Consider the following 17738-nt stretch of genomic DNA (forward strand, 5'->3'; position numbering starts at 1 on the left):
GCCCTAAGTTAGGACGGATCACGGATGCCTTCACTTAAGGATCTGAAAAACCGGATCGCCTCCGTCAAGGCGACGCAGAAGATCACCAAGGCGATGAAAATGGTCGCCGCGGCGAAGCTTCGGCGTGCGCAGGAGGCGGCCGAGGCCGCCCGGCCTTATTCGCAGCGCATGGGTGCGGTTCTGGCGAACATCGCCAAGGCCGTCACCGATGCGGATGGCGCGCCGACACTGATGACCGGTACCGGCAAGGACCAGGTTCACCTGCTGGTGGTCTGCACAGCCGAACGCGGTCTTTGCGGTGGCTTCAATTCGCAAATCGCACGCTTTGCGCGCGAGCATGTCCGCAAGCTGCTTGCCGAGGGCAAGACGGTGAAGATCTTTACCGTCGGCAAGAAGGGTTATGACATCCTTCGCCGCGAATATGCTTCTCTGATCATCGAGCGCAAGGAATTGCGCGACGTCAAGCGAATCGGTTTCGAGAATGCGGACCAGATCGGCAAGCGCGTCATCCAGATGTACGAGGCTGGTGAATTTGACGTCTGCACGCTGTTCTATTCCGAATTCAAGTCGGTGATCAGCCAGATTCCAACAGCGCAGCAGCTCATCCCGGCTTCGACGGGCGGAGTACAGAGCGAAGATGCCGCGCATGCAGGCGCCGTCTACGAATATGAGCCGGATCCGGCATCGATCCTCGAAGATCTGATCCCGCGCAATATCTCGGTCCAGGTCTTCCGTGCGCTCCTCGAGAACGTTGCCGGCGAGATGGGTGCGAAGATGAGCGCGATGGATAATGCGACGCGTAACGCCGGTGAGATGATCAACAAACTGACGCTGAGCTACAACCGCCAGCGTCAGGCGCAGATCACCAAGGAACTCATTGAAATCATTTCGGGCGCGGAAGCGCTCTGAGGTTAGGAAAAGAGGGTCAGAAAATGGCTGAGGCAGCTACCCCCAAGACAGGCTCTGTCGGCAGAGTCACACAGGTTATCGGCGCCGTCGTCGACGTTGCTTTCGAAGGCGAACTGCCGAAGATCCTGAACGCGCTGGAAACCAGCAACAACGGCAATCGCCTCGTTCTCGAAATTGCGCAGCACCTTGGCGAAAACGTCGTTCGTACCATCGCGATGGATTCGACCGACGGTCTCGTGCGCGGCCAGGAAGTCACCGACACGGGCTCTCCGATCATGGTTCCCGTCGGCAATGAGACGCTCGGCCGCATCATGAACGTCATCGGTGAGCCGGTCGACGAAGCAGGTCCGCTGGTTACCGCCCACAAGCGCTCCATCCACCAGGATGCGCCGACCTATGTCGAGCAGTCGACAGAAGCGCAGATCCTCGTCACCGGCATCAAGGTCGTCGACCTTCTCGCCCCGTATGCACGCGGCGGCAAGATCGGCCTCTTCGGTGGCGCCGGCGTCGGCAAGACCGTCTTGATCATGGAACTGATCAACAACGTCGCCAAGGCGCATGGTGGTTACTCGGTTTTTGCGGGCGTCGGTGAACGCACCCGCGAAGGCAACGACCTTTACCATGAAATGATCGAATCGAACGTCAACAAGCACGGTGGTGGCGAAGGCTCGAAGGCTGCGCTGGTTTACGGCCAGATGAACGAGCCGCCGGGTGCGCGCGCGCGCGTTGCTCTGACCGGCCTGACGGTCGCCGAACACTTCCGTGACCAGGGCCAGGACGTGTTGTTCTTCGTCGACAACATCTTTCGCTTCACGCAGGCAGGTTCCGAAGTGTCGGCTCTGCTCGGCCGCATCCCGTCGGCCGTCGGCTATCAGCCGACGCTCGCAACCGACATGGGCCAGATGCAGGAGCGCATCACGACGACAACCACCGGCTCGATCACCTCGGTCCAGGCCATTTACGTTCCGGCCGACGACTTGACTGACCCGGCGCCGGCAACTTCGTTCGCTCACTTGGACGCAACGACGGTTCTGTCGCGCTCGATCGCTGAAAAGGGTATCTACCCGGCCGTCGATCCGCTCGACTCCACGTCGCGCATGCTCGACCCGTTGGTCGTCGGCGAAGAGCATTACGAAGTCGCCCGTAAGGTCCAGTCGACGCTGCAGCGTTACAAGGCCCTCCAGGACATCATTGCGATCCTTGGCATGGATGAACTGTCCGAAGAAGACAAGGTTGCCGTCGCCCGCGCCCGCAAGATCGAGCGCTTCCTGTCGCAGCCGTTCTTCGTCGCCGAAGTTTTCACCGGATCGCCGGGCAAACTGGTTGCTCTTGAAGACACGATCAAGGGCTTCAAGGGCCTCGTCAACGGCGAATATGATCACTTGCCGGAGGCTGCCTTCTACATGGTCGGCTCTATGGACGAAGCTGTCGAGAAGGCCAAGAAGCTCGTAGCTGCTTGATGAGCGACGCGCTAGACGAAATATTCTGCTGCGACTCCCTGAGGGGGGTCGTGGCGGATCTTCCGGAACCAGCTGCTCCCACCGTCTATCGCGCCGATAATGGTGTGCTGATGATGGTGGTAGGTCTTGTCCAGAGCGAGGAAGGCCTCGGCTATCTCGATCAAGCGATACTGCACTGCCCGTTCTGCGGGACAAAATTGCAAGATGCAAAAGCCATAGCCGAGAAGGTAAGTCACTGATGGCTGACAATTTCAACTTTGAGCTCGTTTCACCGGAGCGCCTGCTGCTGTCGGAGATGGTGACTGAGGTCGTCATTCCTGCGACCGAAGGCGAAATGACGGTCATGGCAAACCATGCTCCGACGATGACGACGATCAAGCCTGGTGTCGTAAGCGTGCGTTTCGCCTCCGGTAAGAAACAGGACTATGTGGTGTTCGGCGGTTTTGCTGATATCCTGCCGACCGGCTGTACATTGCTTGCTGAATCTGCAGTTCCGGTCGAAGAACTCCAAAAGGACGAGCTGACCCGCCGCATCGAGGCCGCCCGTAGGGAACTCGAACATGCCGAATTGCACGAGCATAAGTCGAAGCTCGAGCACTTCATCATGGAAATGACGCATCTGAGCGGTATCGTTCAACAGGACTGATCGCAATCGACTATGACGATGAAAGGCGGCTGTAACAGCCGCCTTTTTTGTGTCCGTTCCATCTCTTAGGGGGCGGAAGACAGCGCCACTGGTGGCTTGAAATGAACAAGCGGTGGATATCGCCGCTTTTGCAACGCGCAAAGTTCATCTCAGAAGCCTGTACCGCCGCGCAGCTCGATGACGACCGTCCTGAGCAGTATCTTCAGGTCGAGCAGCAGGCTGAAATTCCTGACATAATAGATATCGCAAGCGATGCGGGCGCGGGCTTGCAGCGATCGCGCCGTCGGGCCCCGCCAACCGCGTGTCTGCGCAAGACCGGTGATGCCGGGGCGCATGATGTGGCGTTGATGGTAGTCCGGCACCAGTTCTTCGTAGAGCTTGCCGGCTGCCCGCATGTTGATGGCGTGGCAGCGCGGGCCGACCAGCGACATCTCGCCCCTGAGGACGTTGAAAAGCTGCGGCAGCTCGTCGATATTGGTCTTGCGGAGCACCGCGCCGATGCTTGTCACCCGGCTGTCGCCCTTGACGGTCTGTTGAACGCCGCTCGGATCACAAGCTTCGGCGCGCATCGACCGGAACTTGAAGACCGTGATCTTCCGGCCGTTCAGCCCCCAGCGGATCTGGCGGAAAAACACCGGACCGCCATCGTCGAGTTTGATGAAAAGAGCGATGGCCAGAAAAAGCGGCGCCAGCACGAGAAGGGCGCTGACTGAGGCGACGATGTCGATCAACCGCTTCATGGCCAGCCGCAACGCCATTTTTCTTTCTACAGGGGAAAAGCTATCCGGCTGGCGAATGTTGGAGTTCGCTATAACCAGGGTCTTGGTTTTGTCCTGACGCTGAGACGGATCGAAGCGTGAATTCGTCTTCGAAGTAAAAGCATTCATTACGCAAGGTCCACAAGTTTAGATGCGATACTGAACAGCAGTGAGACAGATACATGGTCACGTATCGTTTGTCATCGGTATAAATATGAATTTGATAACCCTAAAGACGCCAAAAATGGGAGTATTTCGCGTTAACCTTAATGCCTGTAGTTGCACCTATGGCGAATTTATACTTTGAAAGGAGTAGCCCGATTGGGTAGGCGAGATGTCAGCCGGTTGCCGAGATCGATCGCCGGTTTTTCCAGCAGGAAGTAGCTGAGGCTCGCGACCAGAAGGATGAGCGCCGCCGCCAGCCCGCAAGATTGCAGCCAGCCGGCGACGACATTTTCCGAGGAAAAGCCAAACGAGCCCGGGTCGAGTCTCTGGATCAATATCAGGATGATCTCCTGCCAGATATAGATGCCGAAGGAGATCTTTGCGATGTAGCGGACAGGAGCGTTGTCGAACAGCCTTCCCAGGTGTTGCGAATGGCTGAGCGAAACGAGCGCCGTTGCGACCGCCAGCGGAAAGACCGGAAAACCGTAGGGGATTTCGAGCCAGCCGTAAGCCTCGTCGGAGCCGCCGGGCGATATGACGAGGCGGTAGCCGGCAACGGCGATGGCCAGGAGCGATACAACATCGAACCAGGAGGCGCGCCTTGTTGGGAGCATGACCTCGACGCCCGCGGCAAGCGCGCCGAGCGCGAAGACGGCAAAGAAGCCGATCGGATTATATCTCGGCATCCACTCCTTCGCGCCGCCCTGCAGGCCGTACTGCCAGCCGCGTCCGATGTCGTCGAGCGGAAAGAAGGCCAGAATCAGCACATGGGCGAGAAGTACGGCTGCGATGACGCAAAGCCAGGCGAAGCGGGCAAGCAACGGGCGCCGCCTCAGGGGGGGCAAACGAAATAGCAGGAGAAAGCAGATCGGCAGGAGCACATAGCTGGTGACCTCGAAGGCAATCGACCAGAGCGGCCCGTCGGCTTCGACAGGAAACAAGGTACGCCAATGCCACTGGCTCATGAACAGCAGCCCGGAGACGTAGCGGAGCACAATCTCCGGCGTCAGCGGCAGGGCAAGCAGCGTCAGGCTGAGAGCGAAGCCGATGGTGGCGGCGAACCAGAAGCCCGGAGCGATGCGCGCCGCCCTGCGGATCGCGTAATGGCGGAGGCTCGGCATGGCGCTACCGGCGTCGAGCGCGCGCCAGAAGGGATGGGCAAGAAGAAAGCCGCTGAGCACGAAGAAGATGGCGACGCCGAAATTGCCGAAGCGGAGGATATGTGCGGTCGGTCCGAGTTCGTCAGGGATTCTGCGCATATCCAGCCGCAGCGCGAAGTGGTGGGCGAGCACCAGCAGACAGGCCGTCGCGCGCAGAAAGTCCGCTCCGGCCAGTCTCTCCTGTTGTCGCATCCTGCCTCCCCACCTTGCCCAGAGCATGATGCCGAAAAGTGTGAGCGGTGCTCGGACGACATCATGCACCACTTCCTTGATTTAGATACGGATTCAGCTCTTAGGCCGGAGCGGCCCAAGAGCTGAATCCGTATCTGAGATTTTGCAGCGGAAAGCCGCGACGGGCAAGGCAGGGGGTGGGCTCAGTCGAGAAGTTCGTTGGTATAATAGGTGGAAAAGTCCGGCTTCTCCTTGAGTGCGGCGCCATTCGCATCGACCAGAATGCCATTCTCCATCAGGAAGCCGCCGAGGCCCTCGGCCTTTGCCGGGTCGAGCTTACCGATCACGCCGGCCTCGGATTTCAGGAAGTGCCCCTCGATCAATGCCTTTTGAGAAGCCTTTACCAGTTCCGTGTTCATCAGTGCGCCGTTGCTTCCAGAGATCAGCAGCTCGCAGGCTTCGTCGGGATGGTCGACGGAGTAGGCATAACCCTTTCGTGTCGCCTGGATGAAGGCGCGGGCGTGTTCCCGACTTGCGGAGAGATAGGCGTCGCTTGAGACGATGACCGTCGTCTGCTCGTCGGGAATGCCATAATCGGAATAGTGGAAGCGGCCGATCTTCCGGTTTTCCAGTTCGGCGGCGATGCCTTCCCAGGTGTAGATCTCCAGCGTGAAATCGATCGAGCCATTGTCCAGCGCCTCGTAAGCGGAGGTGCCGAGGGTGACGGTCTTGACGTCGCCTTTGCCGCCGTCATTGCGGATCATCGCGGAGATCAGCGCGCTCTCCCAGGTGCCGCCAAAGCCGCCATAGGTCTTGCCGTCGAGGTCTTTCGGGCTCTTGATGTCGTCGCGTCCGCCCTTGAAGATCAGGCGTGCGGTTTCCGTCTGGACGACGCCGTAGACCATCTTCACGTCACCGCCGCCAGCGCGCTGCGTGAGGGTCTCGATCTCGCTGCTGATGCCGAAATCGGCAACGCCGTTGGACACCAGCGTTCCGGCGCTGGTGTCGGTGAAGGGAAGAATCTCGACATCGAGCCCGGCATCGGCATAGAAGCCCTTCGCCTTGGCGACATAGATGCCGATATGGTTGGTGTTGGGTGTCCAGTCGAGCGCGATGCGAACCTTTGCGGGCGCCGATTGGGCGAGGGCGGTACGACCGGCGAGGCTTGCCGCGATGGCGGCGAAGATCGTCTGGCGACGGGTGAGAAGCAGCATGGTGACCTCCTCAGGTCTCTAGAGCATGATGCCGAAAAGTGTGAGCGGTTTTCGGACGACATCATGCTCTAACTCTTTAAATCAGAACAGGATTCAGATTTGAGGCCGACCGGCCTAAAATCATCCTGTTCTAGCGGATGAAGCAGGGTTTGCAGGATTTCGGTTTCGATCGCCTGGGCCGCCGGCGAGCCGAGATCGGCAATGCTTCTCGGGCGGGGCAGGGGAACGCGGAATTCGCGGATGATACGCGCCGGACGGGCCGAAAGCACGTAGATACGGTCGGAGAGGAACACGGCCTCGCGAACATCGTGGGTGATCAGCAGCGCCGTCCAACGGTGTTCGGTCCACATGCCCTGCAGCCATTCCTGGATCTGCGTGCGCGTCAGCGCGTCCAGCGCGCCGAAAGGCTCGTCGAGCAGCAGCATGTCCTGGGTCTGGACGACGGTGCGCAGCAGCGCGGCGCGCTGGCGCATGCCACCTGACAGTTCGGAGGGATAGTGGTGTTCGAAGCCGGCAAGGCCGAAGCTCTCGAGCAGCGGCGCGACGGCGGCGCGGGCCGCGCGGCGGCTCATGCCTTTCACCTCGAGACCGAGTGCCGCATTGTCGATGATCCGGCGCCAGGGCATCAGCGCATCGCGTTGCGGCATGAAGGCGAAGGAATGCGGCGCCTGTTCCAGCGGCACGCCCTTAAAAAGCATGGTGCCGGCATCGGGGCGCAGTGCCTGGGTCAGCAGTCGCAGCACCGTCGATTTTCCGGAGCCGGAGGGGCCGACGATCGAAACGAACTCGCCGTCTGCGACGGCGAGCGAAATATCGCCCAGCACCTTCATGCCGTCGAAGGACTTCGAGATATTGTGCAGTTCAACCATTGCATCGCTCATCGGCGCCGCTCCGCGGTTGGCTGCCAGGGCATGACGAGGCGCTGGATCAATAGCGTCGCTCCGAAGAGGCAGAGTGTCAGGACGGCGCTGATGACGACGGCGGCGAGCACGAGATCGGGACGGAAATTGTTCTTGGCGTTGAGGATATAGATGCCGAGGCCGCGGGCGGCGCCGGCATATTCGGCAAAGATCGCGCCGACGACGGCATAGGTGATCGAGATCCGCAGGCCGGCGAAGAAATAGGGCAGCGAGGAGGGAAGCCGTGCCAGGCGGAAAATGCGCCAGCGGCTCGCCTTCATCGAATTCAGCAATTCGGCGATGTCGCGGTCGGTCGATTCATAGCCCTGCAGCAAGGCGACAAGCAGCGGGAAGAAGGTGACGAGCGCCACCAGCAGGACCTTCGGCAACAGGCCGAAGCCGAACCAGAGGACGACGAGGGGCGCGATCGCCACCAGCGGCAGGGTCTGGCTGGCGATGAAGATCGGCAGCAATGCCCGGCGCATGAAGGGCACGAAATCCATGAGGATCGAGGCGGCGAAGGCGAAGGCCAGCGACAGGGCGAAACCTCCGAGTGTCGCGCCGAGCGTCGGCCAGGTGTTTGATATCAGCGCCTCGCGGTTCAGCCAGCCCTGGATGACGATGCGCGAAGGCGCCGGCAGGATGGAAGGTTTGATACCGGAAAGATCGACATAGAGTTCCCATGCCGCCAAAATAACACAGCCGGCCAGCAGGGCGGGTATGCCCCGGTAGAGAGCGGCGCGGAGCGCGGCAAGGCGCGAAGCCGATGGTTGTGGCAGTGTCATCAGCGTTCGATTTCAGGCTTTCGTCGGGCTATTGGCAGACGCCGTGATGTCGAGGGTAACATGTCCCTCGGGGTCGCCGAAGCGATAGAAGGCCTCACGAATGGTTGCAAAGACGGCACCGGCATCGCCAGAAAGCCTGGTGCAGAAATTCTTGGCACGGTCGAAGGTGCCGGAGCGCTTCAGGAAGTCGATGCAGCCATAAATCTCGTCCATATGGGTACCGGTTCCCATGACGTAGAGCGAGAATTGCGCAGCGGTCGGCTGGCCGGTCTCGGCGGTGGTTTCAACGGCGGCAAGTGCGGCTGTTATACGCTCGGCAAGCGGCTCCGCCTGACCGAGGGAAGGATTGACGCCGCAGATGACGTCGTCGGGCTCGCCGGGGCAGCCACGTGAAACGGCGGCGGACAGGACGCAATGCTCGCCGGTCTTTGCGGCGGCGACGAATAGATCGTGCATGGCGGCGAAGAGAATGTCAGGCGGGCCGACCAGCAGCGTGGAGATGTCATCGGTCTCGATGCGCAGCCGGTCGCGATAGGGGTCGAGCGCCTTGACGGCATCAAGAATGATGCCGACGAAATTGCCGGACATCGGATAGAGTGACACTTGTGCGCCTGAGAACATCTGAACCTCGCTCCGCTGGCATTACCCAGATCAGCTTTGAAGGGTCCAGAGGCTTGCACCTCACATCTCAGCCCCGGCGATACGGAGCTCCCCTGTTATTTGCGCGGAAACTATCACCGGGGTTTCCTCCCCGCAACAGCAAAATTGCGAACCCGTCCGCGCGGTCGGGATGGACCTGATGCGACGGGAAACACCCGGACGGAGGTCCTGTCCGGGTGTTCCCAATGGTTCCGTACCTGCCGGGAACGGAACCGGAACTCTCTGCCTCAGGCGGCTAGCGCATAACCCCGAAAATCGGAATCGATTTTCGGAAAGGATTATGCGCAGATTCAAAGTAATAGAGCGTCCTTAGCGCGTCTGAAAAGACGCGCGGCGCTCTGTGTCGGTATAGGGACGATCGCTGCGGGCAGTGACGAGCGCCTGCGTCCACCATTCCAGCCTCGCCATCATCCGATCGAGCAAACGCATTGCCTCGGCGGGATTGTCGAGCCGCCCGTCTGTGTCGAAGCGGTTCCAAGGTGCGGCAAAGCTGACCGAATCGCGGATCGTGACGGCGTCGAGTTCGGCAAAGACGAGCCGCAGCTGTTCGACGGCGCGCAGGCCGCCAGATATGCCGCCATAGGAAACGAAGGCGACCGGCTTGCCCTGCCAGGGCTCGAAGAAGAAATCGATGATCGACTTCAACGAGGCGGTGAAGCTGTGATTGTATTCCGGCGTGACGATGATGAAGGCGTCGGCCATGCCAAGCCGTCCGGCGAGCCTGTCGATTTCGGGGTGCGTCATGTCACGGTTGGCCGGCAGCGCGAAATCCAGCGGGTCGATGATGTCGATATCAAATTGCGGGAAGCGGACGAGCTCCTGCGTCAGCCATTTGACCACCCGGTCGCAGATGCGGCCCTCTCTCGTGCTCCCATAGATGACAGCCAGCCTGGTGGGTGTTTTCACGCGTCGCTCCTTGTTGCGATTGGACTTTACGATTGCAGGAGCCAAGGTTATAAAACCTCAACTAATATTGAGGTCAAGAGGTGATGGATACAATTCCTGCGGCGCCGCTCGGCAAGCTCCTGACGGTCGGTGAAGTGGCAGAGCGCAGCGGCCTGGCCGTCTCGGCGCTGCATTTTTACGAGACCAAGGGGCTGATCTCGAGCATCCGCTCCCGCGGCAACCAGCGGCGCTATGGCCGCGATGTGCTGCGCCGGCTCGGCATTATCAAGGTGGCGCAGCGTGTCGGCATTCCGCTTTCGGAAATCCAGGCGGCGTTCGAGTCCCTGCCGCAGGGACGCACACCGACCGTCGCCGACTGGCAGACGCTGTCGGCGCGCTGGAAGGATGATCTCGATGCCCGAATCAGGCGGCTTAGCCTGCTGCGCGACCGTCTGACAGGCTGCATCGGCTGCGGCTGCCTGTCGATCGAAAGCTGTCCGTTGCGCAATCCCTGCGACCGGCTCGGCAAGGAGGGGCCAGGCGCGCGGCTTCTGGAGACCGAAAACTAAAAGGCTGGAACTTCTTGGGAAGAGCAGTTTCCGGGGTGAGACCAAGTCTCTCCCGGGAAAGATCGATGCGCGCCTTTCTTTCGGTCGGCGTGCTCATATGTTAAGGGCGAGTGACGCAACCGGCGGCACTGTCCGCGAGGAGGACGGCTTCGTGTTTCATCCCAGACTGTTCGAAAATCGCAATGTGGTCGTGACCGGCGCCGGTCGCGGCATCGGCCTTGAAGTGGCCCGGCAGTTCCTGGACTGCGGCGCGAAAGTAATCGTCCATACCGGGCGCAAGCCGGGACGCGACCTGCCGGATTTCCTGCTGACGGCTGAATCTGAAAGACGGGCGCTGCTGCTGCATGCCGATTTCTCCGCAGTCGGTGGGGCAGCGCAATTTGCTGAAGATGCTCTCGCCTTCTTCGACAGGGTCGATGTGCTCGTCAACAATGCCGGTACCATGCTTGGCCGTTTTCCCGCTGCCACGCTCACCGACGCAGAATATGAGGCGGTCGTGCGGCTCAACCAGACATCGGTGGTGGCGCTGACACGCGCGCTGCTGCCGGCATTGAAGGCGGCTGAAGGCGCTGCCATCGTCAACACGGTTTCGATTTCGGCGCTGACCGGCGGCAGCCCCGGCTCCTCGATCTATTCGGCTTCGAAAGCCTTCGTTGCGACCTATTCCAAGGCGCTTGCCCGTGAGCTTGCACCGGACGGAATCCGCGTCAATTGCGTGTCACCGGGAACGATCGAGACGGAATTCCATGAGCGCTATTCCTCCCGCGAAAAGCTGGAACAGACGAGAAAATCCATCCCCCTGCAGCGGCTCGGCACGGCGGAGGACTGCGCTCCCGCCTATCTGTTCCTGGCGGCTCCCTCGCTCTCGGGCTACATCACCGGACAGGTGATCGAGATCAACGGCGGTCAGCTTATCTGCTGATTTGTTTGGACCTTTTTTGGCATTTCATCACTTTTGACCAATTCGCTTGTGCGAATATGCTATTGTGCTGATCTACCTCATCGCCTCCCTTCCGAGATAATACCGAATGCCGTTGCCCAAACCCGAGCCGGGGATGACCGGCCAGGAATTGCACAAACTCGCTGGAAAAGCCCACGAAGCGAGCGATCTGCTGAAAGCGCTAGCGCACCAGACCCGACTTCTGATCCTCTGCATACTGGCGAACGAGGAGCGGACGGTGAGTGAAATCGAGAACATCCTCGGCATACAGCAGGCAATGGTCTCGCAGCAGCTGGCGCGTTTAAGGCTCGAAGGCCTGGTCCATACGCGCCGTCAGGGCAGGCTGGTCTATTACAGCATCGGCAATGTCAGCGTGCTTGCCTTCCTCGAATCGCTGTTCGATCTTTTTCCGGCTGCAGAAAACAGTTAGCGATCGCCCTTGCGGAGCACGGCTGCTGCGTCAAAGATGAACTGACCCGGATGATGTCATGCCGGATCGGGAGACCGGATGATCGACAAGCTGGAATTCTTCATCGCCCTTGCCAATGAAAAGCATTTTGGCCGCGCCGCGGAGGAGTGCGGGATCTCGCAGCCGACGCTTTCGGCTGCCATCCGGCAGCTCGAGGATCAGCTTGGCGTCATGCTGGTGCAGCGCGGTTCGCGGTTCCAGGGGCTGACGCCGGAAGGGCAGCGCGTGCTCGAATGGGCCCGACGCATCGTCGGCGATGCCCGCACCATGCGCGAAGAGATGCGCGCCGCGCGCCGCGGCCTTTCCGGCCACATCCGCCTCGCCGCTATTCCGACCGCGCTCGCCATGCTTTCGCGCATCACCACGCCTTTTCAGGAGCGGCATCCCGGCGTGACCTTTTCGATCGTCTCGCGGAATTCGCTGCAGGTGTTGAGCATGCTCGAAAACCTCGAAATCGATGCCGGCATCACCTATCTCGAAAACGAGCCGCTCGGCCGCGTCACGACCGTTCCCCTCTATGCCGAGCGCTATAATCTGATCACGGCTGCAGGCAGTCCGCTATCCGATCGCGACAACGTGACCTGGCGGGAGATCGGCGATCTTCGGCTTTGTCTATTGACTGCCGACATGCAGAACCGTCGGATCATCAACCGCCACTTGACCGAAGCAGGCGCCACAGCGCATCCGACGCTCGAATCCAACTCGATGATCGTGCTGTTCTCGCATGTCAGGACTGGACGCTGGGCGAGCATCATGCCGCGCAACGTCGCCAAATCCTTTGGATTCCCAGTGGAAATCCGCATGATCCCGATCGTCGAGCCGGAGGCGCATCATCTGGTCGGCCTTGTTGCGCCTTATCGCGAGCCCTTTACGCCGCTTGTATCGGCCTTGCTGCACGAGGCGAGGGTGCTCGTGCAAGACGAAGAACTCTGATAGAAAAAACCTATCAAGCAACGAGATAGCTTTATTGATCGCCGGCTGCTTCCCTGAAATGGTAGTTGCGGAATAGCACTCGGCCGGGGGAGGCCCGCTATTCCGCAACGAGCAAGCCGCCGGGAGGGCTGCCTTATGACCATTCATATCGCCGAAGGCGATATTGCAGCGCGCACCCGAGCCATCGTCGCCGATCATCGATTTCTCGAAGGGCCGCTGCTTCCCATTCTGCACGAGGTTCAGCAGGAATTCGGCTATGTGCCGCAGGAAGCCATGCCCGTCATCGCGGAGGAATTGAACCTCTCGCGGGCCGAGGTGCATGGCGTGGTGACCTTCTATCACGATTATCGCGACCATCCCGCCGGCCGGCACGTGCTGAAGCTCTGTCGCGCCGAAGCCTGTCAGTCGATGGGTGGCGATGCGCTGGCCGAACGCGTCAAGGCGCTGCTCGGCATTGATTTTCATCAGACGACGCTCGATGGCGGCGTGACGCTGGAGCCGGTCTACTGTCTCGGGCTCTGCGCCTGCGCGCCGGCGGTGATGCTCGACGGCGAGCTCTATGGCCGGGTCGACGATCAGACGGCGGCGGAACTCGTCGCGGAGGTACGTCGATGACGGTAAGGATATATGTTCCGCGCGATGCCGCAGCGCTGGCGCTCGGGGCCGAAAAGGTGGCAAAGGCGATTGCCCAGGAGATCGCCGCCCGCGGCTTCGATGCCGAGATCGTGCGCAACGGCTCGCGCGGAATGTTCTGGCTGGAGCCGCTGGTCGAGATCGAGGTAGCCGGAAAGCGCATCGGCTATGGACCGGTGACGTCTAAGGATGTGGCTGATCTGTTCAATGCCGGGATGATTGATGGAGGCGAGCATCGACTCTGTCTCGGGGAGGTTGAAGACCTCCCGTTCCTCAAGGGGCAAACTCGCCTGACCTTCGCCCGCTGCGGCGTCACCGATCCGCTTTCGCTGGCGGATTACGAGGCGCATGGCGGTCTTGCCGGCCTTCGCCGCGCCGTTTCGATGACATCAGCCGAAATCGTCAAGGAAGTCACCGATTCCGGCCTGCGCGGACGCGGCGGCGCCGGCTTTCCCACAGGCATCAAGTGGAAGACCGTTCTCGATGCCGCCGGCGAACGTAAATATATCGTCTGCAATGCCGATGAGGGCGACAGCGGCACTTTTGCCGACCGGATGATCATGGAGGGCGATCCCTTCGTGTTGATCGAGGGCATGGCGATATCAGGGCTGGCGACCGGGGCGACCAAGGGTTTCGTCTATACGCGTTCGGAATATCCGCATGCGATCGCTGTCATGACCGAGGCCGTCGGCCTCGCGCGCCAGGCCGGTATCCTCGGACCATCGGTGCTCGGATCCGGCCGCGCCTTCGATATCGAGGTGCGCACCGGCGCCGGCGCCTATGTCTGCGGCGAGGAGACGGCCCTGCTCAACAGCCTCGAGGGCAAGCGCGGCATCGTGCGCGCCAAGCCGCCGCTGCCGGCGCATAAGGGGCTGTTTAACTGTCCGACCGTCATCAACAACGTGATCTCGCTGGCTTCGGTACCCGTTATCATGGAAAAGGGTGCGGCCTTCTACCGCGATTTCGGCATGGGCCGCTCACGCGGCACCATCCCGCTGCAGATTGCCGGCAATGTCAGATATGGCGGCCTCTTTGAGACGGCCTTTGGTCTTTCGCTCGGAGATATCGTCGACAAGATCGGTGGCGGTACAGTGACGGGACGGCCGGTCAAAGCCGTGCAGGTCGGCGGACCGCTCGGCGCCTATTTCCCGCGGGCGCTGTTCGACACGCCGTTCGATTACGAATCCTTCGCCGCCAAGGACGGGCTTATCGGCCATGCCGGCATCGTCGTTTTCGACGACACGGCCGATATGCTGAAGCAGGCGCGTTTCGCGATGGAATTCTGCGCCGTCGAAAGCTGCGGCAAGTGCACGCCCTGCCGCATCGGCTCGACGCGCGGCGTCGAGACGGCCGATAAGATCGCCCGCGGTATCGAGCCGGAGAAGAACCGGGTGCTGCTTGCCGATCTCTGTAACACGATGAAGTTCGGCTCGCTCTGTGCGCTGGGTGGTTTCACGCCCTATCCTGTCATGAGCGCCATGACGCATTTCCCGGAGGATTTTTCGCCGGCACCTCTGGTGGAGGCGGCGGAATGACGAGTTTTTCATGGAACGCCTGCGCTGACGTCACCATCTCAAGCAAGGAGACCAATCATGTCTCTCATCCATGAAATCGACTACGGCACCCCGGCTTCGAAGTCCGAGGCCATGGTGACGCTCACCATCGACGGACAGCAGATCAGCGTGCCGGAGGGCACCTCCATCATGCGCGCCTCGATGGAGGCCGGCATCAAGGTGCCGAAGCTCTGTGCCACCGATATGGTCGACGCTTTCGGCTCCTGCCGGCTCTGCCTCGTCGAGATAGAGGGTCGCAACGGCACACCCTCCTCCTGCACGACGCCGGTGGCCGCGAACATGGTGGTGCACACGCAGACGGGGCGGCTGAAGGATATTCGCCGCGGCGTGATGGAACTCTATATTTCCGACCATCCGCTCGACTGTCTCACCTGCGCGGCCAACGGCGATTGCGAATTGCAGGACATGGCGGGCGCCGTCGGCCTGCGCGATGTGCGCTACGGCTATGAGGGCGACAACCACGTCAAGGCGCGCAGCAATGGCGACGTCAATCTGAAATGGATGCCGAAGGACGAATCCAATCCCTACTTCACCTATGATCCCTCCAAGTGCATCGTCTGTTCGCGTTGCGTGCGCGCCTGCGAGGAAGTGCAGGGCACCTTCGCGCTGACGATCGAGGGCCGTGGCTTCGGCTCACGCGTTTCGCCCGGCATGCACGAGCATTTCATCGATTCCGAATGCGTGTCCTGCGGCGCCTGCGTCCAGGCCTGCCCGACGGCGACGCTGACGGAGAAATCGGTGATCCAGATCGGCCAGCCGGAGCATTCGGCCGTGACGACCTGCGCCTATTGCGGCGTCGGCTGTTCTTTCAAGGCGGAGATGCGCGGCGAGGAACTGGTGCGCATGGTGCCGTGGAAGGACGGTCAGGCCAATCGCGGCCATTCCTGCGTCAAGGGCCGCTTCGCCTATGGCTATTCCACCCACAAGGACCGCATCCTCAATCCGATGATCCGCGAAAAGGTCAGCGATCCCTGGCGGGAAGTGAGCTGGGACGAAGCCTTCGCGCATGTGGCGATGGAGTTCCGCCGCATCCAGTATCAATACGGCCGCGAGGCGATTGGCGGCATCACCTCGTCGCGCTGCACCAATGAGGAAACTTATCTGGTGCAGAAGCTGATCCGCGCCGGCTTCGGCAACAACAATGTCGATACCTGCGCCCGCGTCTGCCATTCGCCGACCGGCTACGGCCTCGGCCAGACGTTCGGCACGTCGGCGGGCACGCAGGATTTCGACAGCGTCGAGCATTCGGATGTCGTCGTCGTCATCGGCGCCAACCCGACCGACGGGCATCCGGTGTTCGGCTCGCGGCTGAAGAAGCGGCTGCGCCAAGGCGCCAAGCTCATCGTCATCGATCCGCGCCGCACCGATATCGTCCGCTCGCCGCATATCGAGGCCTCGTATCACCTGCCGCTGAAGCCCGGCACCAATGTCGCGGTCATGACGGCGCTGGCGCATGTGATCGTCACCGAAGGCCTCTTTGACGAGGCGTTCATCCGCGAGCGCTGCGACTGGTCGGAGTTCGAGGATTGGGCGGCCTTTGTCGCCGAACCGCAGCACAGTCCCGAGCAGACCGAGATCTTCACCGGCGTGCCGGCGGCGGATCTGCGCGGCGCGGCAAGGCTCTATGCCAAGGGCGGCAATGGTGCGATCTATTACGGCCTCGGCGTCACCGAACACAGCCAGGGCTCGACCACGGTCATCGCGATCGCCAACCTGGCGATGGCGACCGGCAATATCGGCCGTCCCGGCGTCGGCGTGAACCCGCTGCGCGGCCAGAACAATGTGCAGGGCTCCTGCGACATGGGTTCCTTCCCGCACGAACTGCCGGGCTACCGGCACATTTCCGACGATGCGACGCGTGACATCTTCGAAAAGCTCTGGGGCGTGAAGCTCAACAACGAGCCGGGCCTGCGTATTCCGAACATGCTGGACGCGGCAGTCGACGGCTCCTTCAAAGGCATTTACATCCAGGGCGAAGACATCCTGCAGTCCGATCCCGATACCAAACATGTCGCAGCCGGGCTTGCGGCGATGGAATGCGTCGTCGTGCAGGATCTGTTCCTCAACGAGACCGCCAATTACGCCCATGTCTTCCTGCCGGGCTCGACCTTCCTCGAGAAGGACGGCACCTTCACCAATGCGGAGCGCCGCATCAACCGCGTGCGCAAGGTGATGTCGCCGCGCAACGGCTATGGCGACTGGGAAGTGACACAGAAGCTTGCCCAGGCGATGGGGCTCGACTGGCATTATACCCATCCGTCGGAGATCATGGACGAGATCGCTGCAACGACGCCGAGTTTCGCGATGGTCTCCTACGACTATCTCGATAAAATGGGCTCGGTGCAGTGGCCCTGCAACGAGAAGAACCCGCTCGGCTCACCGATCATGCATGTCAATGGCTTCGTGCGCGGCAAGGGCAAGTTCATCCGCACCGAATACGTAGCGACCGACGAGCGTACCGGTCCGCGCTTTCCGCTGCTGCTGACAACCGGCCGCATCCTCAGCCAGTACAATGTCGGGGCGCAGACGCGGCGGACCGAGAATGTCGTCTGGCATGCGGAAGACCGGCTGGAAATCCATCCACACGATGCCGAGCAGCGCGGCGTTCGCGACGGCGACTGGGTGAAACTCGGCAGCCGCTCCGGCGACACGACGCTCAAGGCGCTGATCACCGATCGCGTCGCGCCGGGTGTCGTTTATACGACCTTTCATCATCCCAATACGCAGGCAAACGTCATCACCACCGATTTCTCCGACTGGGCGACGAACTGTCCCGAATACAAGGTGACGGCGGTGCAAGTCTCGCCCTCCAACGGGCCGAGTGAATGGCAGCTGGAATATGACGAGCAGGCGCGGCAATCACGCCGCATCGCTGGCAAGCTCGAGGCAGCGGAGTGACGATGCGGGG

General features: G+C 61.1%; 18 protein-coding genes and 1 riboswitch. Of the genes, 11 read left to right on the plus strand and 7 right to left on the minus strand.

Annotated features, from left to right (window positions below):
• The first annotated feature begins 24 nt into the window (after window positions 1–24).
• From MOV76_RS13975 to MOV76_RS13990, 4 genes are read left to right on the plus strand one after another with little or no spacing between them, the layout of a single operon-like run.
• The gene (locus MOV76_RS13975) at window positions 25–909 is read left to right on the plus strand and encodes a F0F1 ATP synthase subunit gamma (RefSeq protein WP_018243855.1); all 885 of its coding nucleotides are present in this window, start codon (window positions 25–27) and stop codon (window positions 907–909) included.
• Between the two features lie 23 nt (window positions 910–932).
• Window positions 933–2369, plus strand: coding sequence for a F0F1 ATP synthase subunit beta (gene atpD / locus MOV76_RS13980; protein ID WP_018243854.1), 1437 nt, complete (start codon window positions 933–935; stop codon window positions 2367–2369).
• Window positions 2369–2608 (plus strand): hypothetical protein, encoded by a 240-nt coding sequence (locus tag MOV76_RS13985; RefSeq protein ID WP_018243853.1) that lies wholly within the window; start codon window positions 2369–2371, stop codon window positions 2606–2608. The genes atpD and MOV76_RS13985 overlap by 1 nt, the downstream gene beginning before the upstream one ends.
• Window positions 2608–3015: a F0F1 ATP synthase subunit epsilon gene (locus MOV76_RS13990; RefSeq protein WP_018243852.1), complete on the plus strand. Its 408-nt coding sequence runs from the start codon at window positions 2608–2610 to the stop codon at window positions 3013–3015. The genes MOV76_RS13985 and MOV76_RS13990 overlap by 1 nt, the downstream gene beginning before the upstream one ends.
• A gap of 149 nt (window positions 3016–3164) precedes the next feature.
• Here MOV76_RS13990 and MOV76_RS13995 read toward each other — a convergent pair whose 3' ends face one another.
• The 7 genes from MOV76_RS13995 to MOV76_RS14025 form a co-directional block, all read right to left on the minus strand.
• The gene (locus tag MOV76_RS13995; RefSeq protein ID WP_018243851.1) at window positions 3165–3902 is read right to left on the minus strand and encodes a sugar transferase; all 738 of its coding nucleotides are present in this window, start codon (window positions 3900–3902) and stop codon (window positions 3165–3167) included.
• 167 nt (window positions 3903–4069) lie between these two features.
• Window positions 4070–5290 (minus strand): acyltransferase, encoded by a 1221-nt coding sequence (locus MOV76_RS14000; RefSeq protein WP_247264719.1) that lies wholly within the window; start codon window positions 5288–5290, stop codon window positions 4070–4072.
• A gap of 182 nt (window positions 5291–5472) precedes the next feature.
• Complete coding sequence (locus MOV76_RS14005; protein WP_018243849.1) at window positions 5473–6483, minus strand: ABC transporter substrate-binding protein; 1011 nt, start codon at window positions 6481–6483, stop codon at window positions 5473–5475.
• Between the two features lie 68 nt (window positions 6484–6551).
• A complete protein-coding gene (locus MOV76_RS14010; protein WP_247264720.1) occupies window positions 6552–7364 on the minus strand; it encodes an ABC transporter ATP-binding protein in 813 nt (270 codons plus the stop codon).
• Window positions 7361–8167 carry an ABC transporter permease gene (locus tag MOV76_RS14015; RefSeq protein WP_247264721.1) on the minus strand — a complete coding sequence of 269 codons (807 nt, stop codon included), beginning with the start codon at window positions 8165–8167 and terminating at the stop codon, window positions 7361–7363. The genes MOV76_RS14010 and MOV76_RS14015 overlap by 4 nt, the downstream gene beginning before the upstream one ends.
• Window positions 8168–8179: 12 nt before the next feature.
• Window positions 8180–8788 carry a YkoF family thiamine/hydroxymethylpyrimidine-binding protein gene (locus MOV76_RS14020; RefSeq protein ID WP_113543706.1) on the minus strand — a complete coding sequence of 203 codons (609 nt, stop codon included), beginning with the start codon at window positions 8786–8788 and terminating at the stop codon, window positions 8180–8182.
• Window positions 8779–8892: riboswitch (TPP riboswitch) on the minus strand. It overlaps the preceding gene by 10 nt.
• Before the next feature lie 244 nt (window positions 8893–9136).
• On the minus strand, window positions 9137–9733 hold the full coding sequence (locus MOV76_RS14025; RefSeq protein ID WP_247264722.1) for an NADPH-dependent FMN reductase: 597 nt from the start codon (window positions 9731–9733) through the stop codon (window positions 9137–9139).
• Window positions 9734–9816: 83 nt separating this feature from the next.
• Here MOV76_RS14025 and soxR point away from each other — a divergent pair, with 83 nt between their 5' ends.
• From soxR to fdhF, 7 genes are all read left to right on the plus strand, one after another.
• Window positions 9817–10281: a redox-sensitive transcriptional activator SoxR gene (gene soxR / locus MOV76_RS14030; RefSeq protein ID WP_017995352.1), complete on the plus strand. Its 465-nt coding sequence runs from the start codon at window positions 9817–9819 to the stop codon at window positions 10279–10281.
• Window positions 10282–10432: 151 nt separating this feature from the next.
• A complete protein-coding gene (locus tag MOV76_RS14035) occupies window positions 10433–11203 on the plus strand; it encodes an SDR family NAD(P)-dependent oxidoreductase (protein ID WP_018517248.1) in 771 nt (256 codons plus the stop codon).
• A 106-nt stretch (window positions 11204–11309) separates the two neighbouring features.
• Window positions 11310–11651: a helix-turn-helix transcriptional regulator gene (locus MOV76_RS14040; protein ID WP_018069028.1), complete on the plus strand. Its 342-nt coding sequence runs from the start codon at window positions 11310–11312 to the stop codon at window positions 11649–11651.
• Window positions 11652–11729: 78 nt separating this feature from the next.
• Window positions 11730–12623 carry a LysR family transcriptional regulator gene (locus MOV76_RS14045; RefSeq protein ID WP_003543441.1) on the plus strand — a complete coding sequence of 298 codons (894 nt, stop codon included), beginning with the start codon at window positions 11730–11732 and terminating at the stop codon, window positions 12621–12623.
• A gap of 135 nt (window positions 12624–12758) precedes the next feature.
• A complete protein-coding gene (locus tag MOV76_RS14050; RefSeq protein WP_247264723.1) occupies window positions 12759–13238 on the plus strand; it encodes a formate dehydrogenase subunit gamma in 480 nt (159 codons plus the stop codon).
• Window positions 13235–14791, plus strand: a complete 1557-nt coding sequence (locus MOV76_RS14055; protein ID WP_247264724.1) for an NADH-quinone oxidoreductase subunit NuoF — start codon at window positions 13235–13237, stop codon at window positions 14789–14791. The genes MOV76_RS14050 and MOV76_RS14055 overlap by 4 nt, the downstream gene beginning before the upstream one ends.
• 57 nt (window positions 14792–14848) lie before the next feature.
• A complete protein-coding gene (gene fdhF, locus MOV76_RS14060) occupies window positions 14849–17728 on the plus strand; it encodes a formate dehydrogenase subunit alpha (RefSeq protein ID WP_247264725.1) in 2880 nt (959 codons plus the stop codon).
• Window positions 17729–17738: the final 10 nt, after the last annotated feature.

The sequence above is a fragment of the Rhizobium sp. PRIMUS64 genome (genome assembly GCF_023006465.1).
GTDB lineage: Bacteria > Pseudomonadota > Alphaproteobacteria > Rhizobiales > Rhizobiaceae > Rhizobium > Rhizobium leguminosarum.

Coding starts and splice junctions, on each gene's coding strand:
- MOV76_RS14015 (WP_247264721.1), bottom strand. CDS start 8,167: ATGACACTGCCACAACCATCGGCTTCGCGCCTTGCCGCGCTCCGCGCC.
- MOV76_RS14055 (WP_247264724.1), top strand. CDS start 13,235: ATGACGGTAAGGATATATGTTCCGCGCGATGCCGCAGCGCTGGCGCTC.
- MOV76_RS14000 (WP_247264719.1), bottom strand. CDS start 5,290: ATGCGACAACAGGAGAGACTGGCCGGAGCGGACTTTCTGCGCGCGACG.
- MOV76_RS14040 (WP_018069028.1), top strand. CDS start 11,310: ATGCCGTTGCCCAAACCCGAGCCGGGGATGACCGGCCAGGAATTGCAC.
- MOV76_RS14010 (WP_247264720.1), bottom strand. CDS start 7,364: ATGAGCGATGCAATGGTTGAACTGCACAATATCTCGAAGTCCTTCGAC.
- MOV76_RS14050 (WP_247264723.1), top strand. CDS start 12,759: ATGACCATTCATATCGCCGAAGGCGATATTGCAGCGCGCACCCGAGCC.
- MOV76_RS13995 (WP_018243851.1), bottom strand. CDS start 3,902: ATGAATGCTTTTACTTCGAAGACGAATTCACGCTTCGATCCGTCTCAG.
- soxR (WP_017995352.1), top strand. CDS start 9,817: ATGGATACAATTCCTGCGGCGCCGCTCGGCAAGCTCCTGACGGTCGGT.
- fdhF (WP_247264725.1), top strand. CDS start 14,849: ATGTCTCTCATCCATGAAATCGACTACGGCACCCCGGCTTCGAAGTCC.
- MOV76_RS13985 (WP_018243853.1), top strand. CDS start 2,369: ATGAGCGACGCGCTAGACGAAATATTCTGCTGCGACTCCCTGAGGGGG.
- atpD (WP_018243854.1), top strand. CDS start 933: ATGGCTGAGGCAGCTACCCCCAAGACAGGCTCTGTCGGCAGAGTCACA.
- MOV76_RS14045 (WP_003543441.1), top strand. CDS start 11,730: ATGATCGACAAGCTGGAATTCTTCATCGCCCTTGCCAATGAAAAGCAT.
- MOV76_RS13990 (WP_018243852.1), top strand. CDS start 2,608: ATGGCTGACAATTTCAACTTTGAGCTCGTTTCACCGGAGCGCCTGCTG.
- MOV76_RS14020 (WP_113543706.1), bottom strand. CDS start 8,788: ATGTTCTCAGGCGCACAAGTGTCACTCTATCCGATGTCCGGCAATTTC.
- MOV76_RS14005 (WP_018243849.1), bottom strand. CDS start 6,483: ATGCTGCTTCTCACCCGTCGCCAGACGATCTTCGCCGCCATCGCGGCA.
- MOV76_RS13975 (WP_018243855.1), top strand. CDS start 25: ATGCCTTCACTTAAGGATCTGAAAAACCGGATCGCCTCCGTCAAGGCG.